Here is a 12,142-nt window from a genome sequence, read left to right as displayed (position 1 = left end):
CCCTGCCACTGGCGGCCAGGGTCGGCAACTGGGCCGCCCGCTGGATACGGTATTTCGCCTCGTAGGCCTCGACGTTGAGGGCTGCCAGGCGCAGATCCCGGTTGCTCTCAAGAGCGGTGCCGATCAGCGTCTGCAGGGCCGGGTCCTGGAACTGCTGGCGCCAGGGGGCAAGTTCCCCCTTGGCGGCCAGGTCAGCTTGCCAGGAGGCGCCTTGGGGCAGCTCGGGGCGCTGGTAGTCGGGGGCCATAGAGCAGCCCCCCAGCATCAGGGTCACGCCCAGGGCGATCAGGGTCTTAGTCATGGTTGATCTCCTTGGTGTGGACACTCTCTTCCCCGGCATGCTTGCGTTCGGTGAAATAGCGCATCACCAGCACGAAGAACAGCGGCACGAAGAAGATGGCGAGCACGGTGGCACTGATCATCCCCCCCATCACGCCGGTCCCGATGGCGTTTCGGCTGCTGGCGCCCGCCCCGGTACTGATCACCAGGGGCAGTACCCCCAGGATGAAGGCGAGCGAGGTCATCAGGATGGGGCGCAGGCGCTGACGCGAGGCCTCCACCACCGCATCCCCGAGCCTCATCCCCTTGTCGTGCAGCTCCTTGGCGAACTCGACGATGAGGATGGCGTTCTTGGCCGACAGCCCGATCGTGGTGAGCAGGCCCACCTGGAAGTAGACGTCATTCTCAAGCCCGCGCAGGGTCGCGGCCAAAATGGCCCCCAGCACCCCGAGCGGCACCACCAGCATGACCGAGAACGGAATGCTCCAGCTCTCGTAGAGGGCCGCCAGACAGAGGAAGACCACCAGGAGCGAGATGGCGTACAGGGCCGGCGCCTGGGAGCCTGCCTGACGCTCCTGGAAGGAGAGGCCGGTCCACTCGATACCGATCCCTTCCGGCAACTGTTTCACCATCTCCTCGATGGCCGCCATGGCGTCACCCGTACTCTTGCCAGGGGCCGCCTCACCGACGATCTCCATGGCGGAGACACCGTTGTAGCGCTCAAGACGGGGCGAGCCGAAGCTCCACTCCGTGCTGGCAAAGGCGGAGAAGGGCACCATCTGGCCCGCGCTGTTGCGCACGTACCACAGCTTCAGATCTTCCGGGTTCATCCGGAAAGGGGCATCCGCCTGCAGATAGACCTTCTTGACCCGGCCTCTGTCGACGAAGTCGTTCACATAAGAGGAGCCCCAGGCCGCCGACAGGGTGTTGTTGATGTCGGTGATGGAGAGCCCCTGGGCCAGCGCCTTCTCGTAATCGATCTTGATGTCGAGCTGGGGCGTGTCTTCCATCCCGTTCGGGCGTACCCGCACCAGGTTGGGATCCTGCGACGCCATGCCGAGCAACTGGTTGCGCGCCTGCATCAGCTTCTCGTGACCCAGACCGCCGCGGTCCTGCAGGAAGAAGTCGAAGCCGGTGGCCGTGCCGAGTTCCGGAATGGGGGGCAGGTTGAAGGCGAAGACCTGGGCTTCCTTGATGCTGAACAGGAACCCCATGGCGCGGCCGATGATGGCATTGGCGCTGCGCTCTTCTCCCTTGCGCTCGCTCCAGTCCTTGAGCTTGATGAAGGCCATGCCGCTGTTCTGACCGCTACCGGCGAAGCTGAAGCCCGCCACCGTCAGCACGGAGTCCACGTTCTCCTTCTCGTTCTCGAGGAAGTAGTCGCGCATCTCCCCGAGCACCACCTCGGTCCGCTCCTTGGTCGCCCCCACCGGGAGCTGCACCATGGACATGATGACCCCCTGATCCTCTTCCGGCAGGAAGGAGGTGGGCATGCGCATGAAGAGCACCGCCAGCACCGCCAGCATGGCCAGATAAATGATGCTGTAGCGGGTGCCCTGCTTGATCACCTTGCGCACGCCGTTCTGGTAACGGTTGGCGTTGGTGTCGAAGAAGCGGTTGAACCAGCCGAAGAAGCCGCGCTGGGCGCCGAATTCACCGTGCTTCATGGGTTTGAGCAGGGTGGCGCACAGGGCCGGGGTCAGGATCAGGGCCACCAGCACAGAGAGCACCATGGCCGAGACGATGGTGAGGGAGAACTGGCGATAGATGGCACCGGTAGAGCCACCGAAGAAGGCCATGGGCACGAACACCGCCGACAGCACCAGGGCGATGCCCACCAGGGCGCCGGTGATCTGGGTCATGGACTTGCGGGTCGCCTCGAGGGGGGAGAGATCCTCCTCGCTCATCAGACGCTCCACGTTCTCCACCACCACGATGGCGTCATCCACCAAGAGGCCGATGGCGAGCACCAGACCGAACATGGTCAGGGTGTTGATGGAGAAGCCGAAGGCCGCCATCACCCCGAAGGTGCCGAGCAGGACCACGGGCACCGCGATGGTCGGAATAAGGGTTGCCCGGAAGTTCTGCAAGAACAGATACATGACGCAGAACACCAGGAAGATCGCCTCGATCAGGGTCTGCACCACCTCCTCGATGGAGATCTTCACGAACGGCGTGGTGTCGTAGGGATAGACGATCTCCATGTTGGCCGGGAAGTACTCGGAGAGTTCACCCAGCTTGGTCCGCACGTGCTCGGCGGTGTCCAGGGCGTTGGCACCGGTCGCCAGCTTGATGGCGACGGCGGCGGTGGCCTGGCCGTTGTAGAGCGCGGTCGCGTCGTAGTTTTCACCGGCAAGCTCGACCCGGGCCACGTCCTTGAGCTGGACCTTGGAGCCGTCCTGGTTCACCCGCAGCAGGATGTTGTTGAACTCCTCCACGGTGGAGAGCCGGGTCTGGCCCATGATGGTGGCGGTAAATTGCTGATCGCTCACCGCAGGGGTCCCCCCCAGCTTGCCAAAGGCAACCTGGGCGTTCTGGGCCTTGATGGCGGCCTGAATGTCGGCCGGGGTCATCTGCACCCGGTTGAGCTTGTGGGGATCGAGCCAGACACGCATGGAGTACTGGCTGCCGAACAAGGTGATGTCACCGACCCCGTCCAGACGGCTCAGGGGCTCCTTGATGTTGGCTACCACATAGTCCGCCAGGTCATCGTTGGTCATGGCGCCATCGGTGGAGATGAAGGCGGCCACCATCAGGAAGCTGCTGGAGGTCTTCTGGACCCGCACGCCCTGTTGCTGCACCTCTTGGGGCAGGAGCGACATGGCCTGTTGCAGCTTGTTTTGCACCTGCACCTGGGCGATGTCGGGATCCGTGCCCGGCTTGAAGGTGAGGGTCACGCTGACGTTCCCTGACGAGTCGGATTGCGCCGACATGTAGAGCAGGTGATCCAGCCCGGTCATGTTCTGCTCGATGATCTGGGTCACCGAGTCTTCCACCGTCTTGGCGGAGGCCCCCGGGTAGCTGGCGGAGATGCCAACCGCCGGCGGGGCGATGGTCGGGTACTGGGCCACCGGCAGGCCGATGATGGCCATGGCCCCGGCCAGCATGATCACCAGGGCGATCACCCAGGCGAAAATGGGTCTATCTATGAAAAAACGTGCCATGAGGCGACTACTCCATCCTACTGCTTGGTTGCCGGGGTCTGTTGTGCGCTGTTACCGGCACGTTCAGTGGGCGCCACCACGACCCCGGGTTTGACTTTCTGCAGACCGGCGACGATCACCTTCTCGCCAGCCTTGAGACCGGACTCCACCACCCAGCTGTCGCCGGACATGCGGCCGACCTGCACTTCACGCAGTTCCACCTTGTTGTCCGCCGTCACCACCATGACGGTGGCACCGCCCTTGGGGGTACGGGTCACGGCAGTCTGGGGCACCAGCAGGCCTTGCGGGCGCTCGCCCTCCTGCAAGGTGGCACGCATGAACATGCCGGGCAGCAGCAGTTGATCCGGGTTGGGCACGATCACCCGCAGGGTCACCATGCCGGTCGCCTCGTCCACGGTCACGTCGGAGAACTGGAGGGCCCCTTTCTCGCCATACTGGCTGCCATCTTCCAGCTGGAAGCTGACACCGGCCCCGTCCTTCTCCCCCTGGGTCAGCTTGCCCTCGGCCACCAGGCGCTTGAGCCGCAGCAGGTCTGCGGTGGACTGGCGCACGTCCACGTACATGGGATCGAGCTGGGAGATGGAGGTGAGGCTGTCCGCCTGCTGGGCGGTGACCAGGGCACCCTCGGTCACCGCCGACTTGCCGATGCGGCCGCTGATGGGGGCCGTGATGCGGGTGTAGGCCAGGTTGATGTTGGCGGTCTGCAACGCAGCCTTTGCGGCCCCGATCTCGGCCAGCTGCTGTTTCCAGGCCGCGTCGGCGTCGTCATACTCCTGGCTGCTGATGGCTTTCACCTTCACCAGCTCGGCGTAGCGCTGGGCCTTGAGGCGGGCGCTGCGCTCATTGGCCTCGGCCTTGGCGAGGTTGGCCTTGGCGGAAGCCACTTCGGCCTGATAGACGGCGGGATCAATCTGATAGAGCAGTTGACCGGCCTTGACGTCGCTCCCCTCGGTGAACAGGCGCTTGAGGATGATGCCGTTCACCTGGGGACGCACCTCGGCCACCCGCAGGGGGGCGGTGCGGCCGGTGAGCTCGGACAACAGTTGCAGGGGGGCCGTATGGAGGGTGACCACGTCCACGGCGGCGGGAGGCATCTCCCCCATGGCCTGCTGGGCCCCGTCCTTGTCACCACAGCCAGCCAGCAGGCCGCTTGCCAGCAAGGCAAGGCCGACCGAACGTGCGAGAATATGTTTATGCATCAAGACTCTGAACCTCTGTTTCAATCAAAAAGAAGTGACAAAACCACAGGGTTTATAAGGCCCCTGTTGGTAAAACGGCGAAGATGAGGCAATATACATACATTCATGAATGTATGTAAGAAACTTTTTTCACTTTTAAACAGGACCGGAGTCAATGGCCAGACGCACCAAAGAAGAGGCGCAGCAAACCCGCTGCAACATCATGAGCACGGCCCTGGATCTCTTCTGCCAACAGGGGCTGGCGCGCACCAGCCTGACCGATATCGCCAAGGCGACGGACCTCACCCGGGGCGCCATCTACTGGCACTTCAAGAATAAAGAAGAGCTGTTCGTCACCCTGTGGGAGGAGCTGTGTGCCCCCCTCTCCCACCAGTTGGATGCCTGCGTCGACGAGGCGGAGCCGGATCCTCTGGGCAAGCTGCGCAGCTTTCTCAAGGAGGTGATGCTCAAGATCAGCACCGAGCCCGCCCACCAGCAGATGTTCACCATCATGTTCAATCTGGAATCCATGGAGGGAGAGGCCGCCGTCATGCGCGAGCACATGCACCTGCAATCCATGAATTTCTTCCGGGATCTGGAGATCACCCTGGCCAATGCCGTGCGTCGCGGCCAACTGCCCGAGGGGCTGGATCTGCGCCGCGCCGCCACCCTGCTCCACTGCACCCTGGACGGCTACATCATCAACTGGCTGCACTTCCCGGATCGCATCGATCTGATTGAAGAGTCGGACTTTCTCCTCGATACCCTGTTCACCCTCATCGCGAGCCCCACCCTTCGCCGCCACCCCTGAGTCTGCAAGACGCGCCGCCCCCGCCAATGCTCAACAGCCGGGGGCAAACCTGCTAGAGTAACGCCCCCCACCACGATGAGCCCGACACCCTTGCCACACGCCCCCGCGCCGGCGCACGACGCCGCCCCTCGCCCCGCCCTCGTGGCAGGCGCCCATGCCCTCTTCCTGGCCCTGCTGGGCAGCGGCCGTCATCTGCTGGAGGCCGGTTGCGGGGCAGGAGAGGATCTGCGCCTCTTTCGCCAGCAAGGCCTCACCGTGACCGCCTTCGATACGAGCCGGGCGCAGGCCGCCGCCGCCTCGCGCCTGTGCGGCCAGCCGGTGCGGGTCTGCCGCTTTGAGCAGATGCAAAGCGTCGTTCCCTATGACGGCATCTGGGCCAGCGGCTCCCTCCCCTGTCTGCCCGAACACGAGATAGCCCCGGCGCTCGGTCATCTGGCCACCCTGCTCAAGGCCGGGGGCCCCCTCTACGCCTCCTTCCCCCACGGGGAGGGCGAACCGCTGCCACGGTCGGGGGAATATCCCCTGCAGACCCGGCTCGACGAGGCGGGGCTGCGACGCCTGATCGCTCCCCTCCCCTTCACCCTGCACCATAACTGGGTGGGGGAAGATGAGGTGAACGGCCCCTGGCTGCACGCCTTGCTGGTGCGGCGCTGATCCGCGAAAGCCCCTGGGGACAGTGACACCTCACGGCATTCAGCCCGTTAACAATATTTAACCCTGAGTTAACCACCATAAAGCAGACAAGATGCGGTGTTTGTGTTAAAAAGCGGCATTAAAATCAAAATTAAATAACAAATCAGACACCAACACCTGGATTCCCCCATGAAACTCGTTCTCAATCTGGTTGCCGGTATCCTCGCCGGCCTGCTGCTCGGTCTCTATGCCCCCGAATGGGTCGCCCGCGTGCTGTTCACCGCCAAGACGGTGATAGGTCAGCTCATCACCTTCACCATCCCGCTCATCATCCTCTTCTTCATCATGAGCGGCATCGCCAGCCTGCCGAAGAACTCCGGCAAGCTGCTGGGCAAGACGGTGGGGCTCTCCTACTGCTCCACCATACTGGCGGGCCTGTTCGCCTTCACCGTGGCAAGCCACCTGATCCCGCACCTGACCACGGCCGCCGAGCCCACCGCCGAGGCTGCCACCAAGCTCGCTTCCTATATCAACCTCGAGATCCCGCCCCTGTTCGGGGTGATGTCGGCCCTGGCCGCCGCCTTCGTGTTCGGCATCGGCATCAGCGCCACCCAGGCCACCGACCTGCGCCGGGTCGCCGATCAGGGCCGTGACATCATCGACCGCCTGCTGGCACGCGTGATCATTCCCCTGCTCCCCTTCTACATCGCCGGCGTCTTCGTCGAGATGACGGTGGAAGGCACCGTCTTCGCCACCCTCAAGACCTTCGGAGTGGTGCTGGTGATGGCCATCGTCATGCACTGGATCTGGCTCTGCGTCCTGTTCGTCGGCACAGGCCTCGCCCAGGGGCGCTCCCCCGTCATGCTCATCAAGAACATGCTGCCCGCCTACTTCACCGCCCTTGGCACCATGTCCAGCGCCGCCACCATTCCGGTGGCCCTGCAAGCCAGCAAGCGCAACGGCGTGAGCGACGGCATCGCCAACTTCACCGTGCCCCTGTGCGCCACCATCCACCTGTGCGGCTCCACCATCACCCTGGTAACCTGCGCCACGGCGGTGATGTTCCTCTCCGAACACCTGGCCATTCCGGGCTACGGCACCATGGTGCCCTTCATCATGATGCTGGGCGTCATCATGATTGCCGCGCCGGGCGCACCGGGTGGCGGTGTCATGTCCGCGCTCGGCCTGCTCACTTCCATGCTCGGCTTCGGTGAGGCCTCCATCGCCCTGATGATCGCCCTCTACCTGGCCCAGGACAGCTTCGGCACCGCCTGCAACGTCACCGGTGACGGCGTCATCGCCCTGTGGGCCGACCGCTTCGCCCGGGGCGAGCCAGCACTCAGCACCGAGCAGGACGCAGCCTGATAGCGCAGGCAATAAAAAACGGGAGCCATCGGCTCCCGTTTTTCGTTGGCGCAAGAGGGCGTCTCAGCCCCGGCGACGGATCACCCCTTCCTGCATGGTGCTCGCCACCAATACCCCATCCCGGGTGAAGAACTGGCCGCGCACCAGACCCCGACCGCCGCTGGCGCTCGGGCTGTCCACCACGTAGAGCAGCCAGTCGTCCAGCCGGAACTCCCGGTGGAACCACATGGAGTGATCGATGGTGGCCACCTGCATGTCCGGCTCCCAGTAGGAGACCCCGTGGGGCTGCAGGGCGGCGAACAGGAAGTGGAAGTCGGAGGCATAGGCCAGCAGGTAGTTGTGGACCCGCTGATCGTCCGGCACCGGGCCATTGGCCTTGAACCAGGTGTAGCGAAGGGGCTCGTGAACATCCGGGCGAATGGGGTCCACCAGGGTCACGGGGCGAATTTCGATGGGCTTCTCGCACAGGATCTTGTCCCGCAGGGCCGCCGGGATCATCTGCTCGTAGGGACGCACCAGCTCCAGCTCGCTCTTGAGCTGCTCGGGAGGCGTGATGCCGCCCGGCATCTTCGCCTGATGCTCGAAGCCCTCGGCCTCCACCTGGAAGGAGGCGTTGAGGTAGAAGATGGGCTTGCCATTCTGGATGGCCTTGACCCGGCGGGTGGAGACGGTCTGGCCGTCGCGGATGTTCTCCACGTCGTAGACGATGGGCTTGTTGGCATCCCCGGGGCGCAGGAAGTAGGAGTGGAAACTGTGGACCTGGCGGTCGCTTGCCACCGTCTGCTTGGCGGCTGACAAGGCCTGCCCCATCACCTGTCCGCCAAACACGGATCGCAACCCGAGATCCTGGCTCTGGCCCCGAAACAGGCCCTCCTCGATCTTTTCGAGCGCCAGCAACGCCAGCAGCTCATCCAGTACCTTGCTCATTGGTTTCTCCTGTCTTTGTGCGCGAAAGGCTAACAAGCCCGTCCCGGCAGGGCAACAGCTCCCTCGGCAGGGTCGAAAAAAAAGAAAGAGAAATTGATGAAAACAAAAATGCATTAGTAAAAGGAATGAAAAGCCCCCTGCGCCGCCCTCTTTGTCGTACCAGGCCGGGAACATGTCCGGAACACAAAAAAGCCCGCACCTTGGGGTGCGGGCTTGTGGCGTGTCGTGGGCGAGCGGCCCGTGGCGGCGGCTTACTTGCTGCCGGTGCCGGAGTTGCGGGTAGAGGAGGTCGGCTTGCGACGGGCGGTGGTGGCACGGGCGCGCGGCTCCTTGCCCTGCATCTCCTTGTGGCGCTTCACGGCGCGACGGATCTGGGCGGCCTGCTTGTGGCGGGTGCTCTTGCCATCCTGCTGCAGATCGACCTTGGACTCGGTCTCGTTGGGCAGGTTGACCAGGCCGCGCAGGTAGTTCACTTCGGGCAACTTCAGCTCCTGCCAGCCGCCGCGGGGGATGCCGCGATCCAGCTTGACGTCGCCGTAGCGGATACGCATCAGGCGGCTCACCTGCACTTCCTGGGATTCCCACAGGCGGCGCACTTCCCGGTTGCGGCCCTCGGTCAGGGTGACGTTGAACCACTGGTTCAGACCCTCGCCACCGGCGGGCTTGATCTTGTTGAACTTGGCCATGCCGTCTTCCAGCTGCACGCCCTTGCGCAGGCGCTGCAGCATGGCTTCGGTGATCTCGCCAAAGACCCGCACCGCGTATTCCCGCTCCACTTCGTGGCTCGGGTGCATCAGGCGGTTCGCCAGCTCGCCGTCGGTGGTGAACAGCAAGAGACCGGAGGTGTTGACGTCGAGGCGGCCCACCGCAATCCAGCGGGCGCCATCCATCTTGGGCAGACGATCAAACACGGTGGGACGTCCTTCCGGATCGTGGCGGGTGCACATCTCCCCTTCGGGCTTGTGGTAGGCCAGCACGCGGCAGATCACTTCCTCTGCGGCGCGGGTCTTGACCTGGTGGCCATCCACCCGAATCACGGCGTTCACTTCGACGCGATCCCCCAGCGTGGCGACCTTGCCATCCACGCTGACCCGACCTGCGGTGATCAGGGCCTCCATCTCACGACGGGAGCCTTGACCCGCGCGGGCCAATACTTTTTGCAGTTTTTCACTCATCGGGTTTACCTGATTGTTGATCGCTGCCCGCCGACATCGCGGACAACCTTGGCTCTTGTGGGACGGCCCCGTTGGCCTCCCCACCATGTTCATGCTCAGCACGGCCTGCCAGAGGCTGACCGTCACCGCCCTCGCCCGGCATGAGCGACAAGGGGGCCTGCAGCTCGGGATCCAGCTCGGGGAGCTGCTCCAGACTCTGCAGGTTGAAATAGTCCAGAAATTCACGGGTGGTGGCGAGCAGCTCGGGGCGACCCGTCACCTCCTTGTGGCCGATGCTGCGCACCCAGCCACGCTCCTTGAGGGTGTTGACGATCTGGCTCGACACCGCCACCCCGCGGATAGCTTCTATCTCCGCCCGGGTGATGGGCTGACGATAGGCAATCAGCGTCAGCGTCTCCATCACGGCGCGGGAATAACGGGGAGCCCGCTCGCTCCACAGGCGCGACAGCTCCTCGGCATACTCCTGGCGGGCCTGGAAACGCCAGCCGGAGGCGACCTCTTTGAGCTCGACCCCCCGCTCGCTGTAATCCTGTCTGAGCTCTGCCAGCAGCAGCTGGACATAGCGGCCGGTGACCGGGTAGTCCGAGAGCACGCTGCCCTTGATTTCGCTCACCGTGAGGGGACGCCCCGCCACGAAAATCGCCGCCTCGATCAGGGTCTTCAATCGTTCAGCAGGCAGCGCCACGGTGGACCTCCCGGTTCCGCGCCCCTGGCGCCGCCCCTCGCTCAGTGTAGATGCTCATGCACCTCCCCTTTCCCCTGACTCGCCAGGGCAAAATGGATGGGGCCCAGGGGCTCCGCCTGCAAGATCCAGATCAATTGCTCCTTGCACAGCTCCAGCAGGGCCAGGAAGGTCACCAGCACCCCCATGCGCCCCTCCTCGGCCCGCAGCACCTGCTCCAGGCGCAGGGTCTGGCCCAGGGAGAGCATGGCAAGGATCTCCGCCATCCTTACCCGGGTCGGGATCTGCTCGCGGCGGATCTGGTGATGTTCAAAATGAGTCGCGCGTTTTACCACACTTTGCATGTAAAGGGCGAGTTCAACCAGAGAAACATCGGGCGCCAATGGCTTCAAGGCACCAAAATCCGGCGCCATGGCGGCGGCGACGAAGATCTCCCGCTCCACCCTCGGCAGGGCATTGACCCGCTCCGCTCCCAGCTTGTAGCGCTCGTACTCCTGCAGGCGACGAATGAGGGTGACGCGAGGGTCTTCTCCCTCCTCCTCGTCTTCCAGCTCCGGAGCCTTGGGCAGCAGCAGGCGGGACTTTATCTCCGCGAGCCAGGCCGCCATCAGCAGGTATTCCGCCGCCAGCTCGAGGTTGAGCCCCTGCATCAGATCCACGTACTCCATGTACTGGGCGGTGATCTGCAGGATGGGCAGGTTGAGGATGTCGAGCTGCTGGCGCCGGATGAGGTAGAGCAAGAGATCCAGCGGCCCCTCGAAGGTGTCGAGAAACACCTCCAGCGCATCGGGGGGGATGAACAAGTCCTGGGGCAGCTCATGGTAGGGCTGCCCCAGCACGGTGGCGATGGGCGGGGGAAGGGAAGCCTCCCCCGTCGTGCCCGCGGGGGTTGTCAGCGCGGGCACGGGGTCGGCAAGATCACTCAAAAGGCGTCGGATCCCCGGCACCGCGGCGACGCAGCACGGGCTCGTCGTCGGAGAAGTCCACCACAGTGGTGGGCTGCTCGCCCAGATACCCGCCGTTGACCACCAGATCCAGCTGCTTGCCGAGCTTGTCGGCAATCTCCTCGGGGTCGAACTCCGCCATCTCGGAGCCCGGCAGGATCAGGGTGGTGGAGAGCAGCGGCTCACCGAGGGCCTCGAGCAAGGCCAGCGCGATGTTGTTGGCCGGGACCCGGATGCCGATGGTCTTCTTCTTCTCGTTCATGAGGCGACGCGGCACCTCCTTGGTGGCCTTGAAGATGAAGGTGTAGGGTCCGGGGGTGTTGTTCTTGACCAGCCGGAAGGCAGTGTTGTCCACCTTGGCATAGGTGGAGATCTCCGAGAGATCCCGGCACACCAGGGTGAAGTCGTGGTTCGGCTCGATGCGACGGATGCGGCAGATGCGCTCCAGGGCATCCTTGTTGCCCATCTGGCAGCCCAGGGCGTAGCCGGAGTCGGTGGGATAGACGATGACGCCGCCGTTTTGCAGGATCTGCACCGCCTGGCTGATGAGGCGAACCTGGGGATTGTCGGGATGTACGTAAAAATGCTGACTCATATGCTCTTCTCGCGATAGGGGGCACGCTCGTTGCCCGCTTCATGGTCAAGGGCCCCTTGGCCCATGACACTACCTTAACCTGTTTGACGCAGACTCGCCTGCATCAAAGATGCCGGCCCGGGGGTCAGCGGCTGGCCAGCAGGCCCGCATGCTCCTCGGGGGTGAGCCCGAAATGACCGGGGTGACCGAGCCACAGCGGCATCCCCTCCTTGGGGAGCCAGAGGTGGCGGCCAAGCTCGGTCCAGTTGGAGGGGAAGTGAAAATCGGACCCCACCGAAATATAGAGATCGTGCTCCCTGGCCCACTGGCCGAGATTCGCCCGCTCCTGTGGGCTCTGCTGGGGCAGGGAGACCTCCATGGCATCCCCCCCGACGGCCTTGAAGGCCACC

The 12,142-nt window shown here is 64.0% G+C and carries 10 protein-coding genes and 2 pseudogenes; 3 read left to right on the top strand and 9 right to left on the bottom strand.

The features are described 5' to 3' along the window. The 3 genes and pseudogenes from AACR77_RS11240 to AACR77_RS11230 all read right to left on the bottom strand — a co-directional run. Positions 1-301: pseudogene (locus AACR77_RS11240) on the bottom strand (multidrug transporter); the annotation flags it as partial. Further along, on the bottom strand, positions 294-3,443 hold the full coding sequence (locus tag AACR77_RS11235) for an efflux RND transporter permease subunit (protein WP_042881492.1): 3,150 nt from the start codon (positions 3,441-3,443) through the stop codon (positions 294-296). The pseudogene AACR77_RS11240 and the gene AACR77_RS11235, both read right to left, overlap by 8 nt. A gap of 17 nt (positions 3,444-3,460) precedes the next feature. Further along, positions 3,461-4,642, bottom strand: a complete 1,182-nt coding sequence (locus AACR77_RS11230) for an efflux RND transporter periplasmic adaptor subunit (RefSeq protein ID WP_010673710.1) — start codon at positions 4,640-4,642, stop codon at positions 3,461-3,463. Between the two features lie 154 nt (positions 4,643-4,796). On the opposite strand from AACR77_RS11230, the gene AACR77_RS11225 reads away from it, so the two are divergent. From AACR77_RS11225 to AACR77_RS11215, 3 genes are all read left to right on the top strand, one after another. Continuing rightward, the gene (locus tag AACR77_RS11225) at positions 4,797-5,432 is read left to right on the top strand and encodes a TetR family transcriptional regulator (protein WP_010673709.1); all 636 of its coding nucleotides are present in this window, start codon (positions 4,797-4,799) and stop codon (positions 5,430-5,432) included. Positions 5,433-5,522: 90 nt separating this feature from the next. Further along, the gene (locus AACR77_RS11220) at positions 5,523-6,086 is read left to right on the top strand and encodes a class I SAM-dependent methyltransferase (RefSeq protein ID WP_231563211.1); all 564 of its coding nucleotides are present in this window, start codon (positions 5,523-5,525) and stop codon (positions 6,084-6,086) included. A 168-nt stretch (positions 6,087-6,254) separates the two neighbouring features. Beyond that, the gene (locus AACR77_RS11215; protein ID WP_042014198.1) at positions 6,255-7,430 is read left to right on the top strand and encodes a dicarboxylate/amino acid:cation symporter; all 1,176 of its coding nucleotides are present in this window, start codon (positions 6,255-6,257) and stop codon (positions 7,428-7,430) included. A 63-nt stretch (positions 7,431-7,493) separates the two neighbouring features. Here AACR77_RS11215 and tesB read toward each other — a convergent pair whose 3' ends face one another. The 6 genes and pseudogenes from tesB to AACR77_RS11185 form a co-directional block, all read right to left on the bottom strand. Then, positions 7,494-8,357, bottom strand: coding sequence for an acyl-CoA thioesterase II (gene tesB / locus AACR77_RS11210; RefSeq protein ID WP_041214836.1), 864 nt, complete (start codon positions 8,355-8,357; stop codon positions 7,494-7,496). Positions 8,358-8,608: 251 nt separating this feature from the next. Further along, positions 8,609-9,532: a 23S rRNA pseudouridine(2605) synthase RluB gene (gene rluB / locus AACR77_RS11205; RefSeq protein ID WP_039039190.1), complete on the bottom strand. Its 924-nt coding sequence runs from the start codon at positions 9,530-9,532 to the stop codon at positions 8,609-8,611. Further along, a complete protein-coding gene (gene scpB, locus AACR77_RS11200; protein WP_042881490.1) occupies positions 9,525-10,217 on the bottom strand; it encodes an SMC-Scp complex subunit ScpB in 693 nt (230 codons plus the stop codon). Before scpB ends, rluB begins: the two co-directional genes overlap by 8 nt. Before the next feature lie 41 nt (positions 10,218-10,258). Continuing rightward, positions 10,259-11,140, bottom strand: coding sequence for a segregation and condensation protein A (locus tag AACR77_RS11195; RefSeq protein ID WP_081999434.1), 882 nt, complete (start codon positions 11,138-11,140; stop codon positions 10,259-10,261). After that, the gene (locus tag AACR77_RS11190; RefSeq protein WP_010673702.1) at positions 11,133-11,753 is read right to left on the bottom strand and encodes an L-threonylcarbamoyladenylate synthase; all 621 of its coding nucleotides are present in this window, start codon (positions 11,751-11,753) and stop codon (positions 11,133-11,135) included. Before AACR77_RS11190 ends, AACR77_RS11195 begins: the two co-directional genes overlap by 8 nt. A 124-nt stretch (positions 11,754-11,877) precedes the next feature. Then, positions 11,878-12,142, bottom strand: a pseudogene (locus AACR77_RS11185) (phosphatase); the annotation flags it as partial.

It is taken from the genome of Aeromonas sp. ZOR0002 (genome assembly GCF_963866995.1).
Lineage (GTDB): Bacteria > Pseudomonadota > Gammaproteobacteria > Enterobacterales > Aeromonadaceae > Aeromonas > Aeromonas caviae.
This window is presented reverse-complemented; position numbering and strand designations above follow the sequence as displayed.

What these genes read in the sequence shown, in the direction of transcription:
- AACR77_RS11215 (WP_042014198.1), top strand. Translation starts at nt 6,255, where the DNA reads ATGAAACTCGTTCTCAATCTGGTTGCCGGTATCCTCGCCGGCCTGCTG.
- AACR77_RS11225 (WP_010673709.1), top strand. Translation starts at nt 4,797, where the DNA reads ATGGCCAGACGCACCAAAGAAGAGGCGCAGCAAACCCGCTGCAACATC.
- AACR77_RS11230 (WP_010673710.1), bottom strand. Translation starts at nt 4,642, where the DNA reads ATGCATAAACATATTCTCGCACGTTCGGTCGGCCTTGCCTTGCTGGCA.
- AACR77_RS11235 (WP_042881492.1), bottom strand. Translation starts at nt 3,443, where the DNA reads ATGGCACGTTTTTTCATAGATAGACCCATTTTCGCCTGGGTGATCGCC.
- AACR77_RS11190 (WP_010673702.1), bottom strand. Translation starts at nt 11,753, where the DNA reads ATGAGTCAGCATTTTTACGTACATCCCGACAATCCCCAGGTTCGCCTC.
- rluB (WP_039039190.1), bottom strand. Translation starts at nt 9,532, where the DNA reads ATGAGTGAAAAACTGCAAAAAGTATTGGCCCGCGCGGGTCAAGGCTCC.
- tesB (WP_041214836.1), bottom strand. Translation starts at nt 8,357, where the DNA reads ATGAGCAAGGTACTGGATGAGCTGCTGGCGTTGCTGGCGCTCGAAAAG.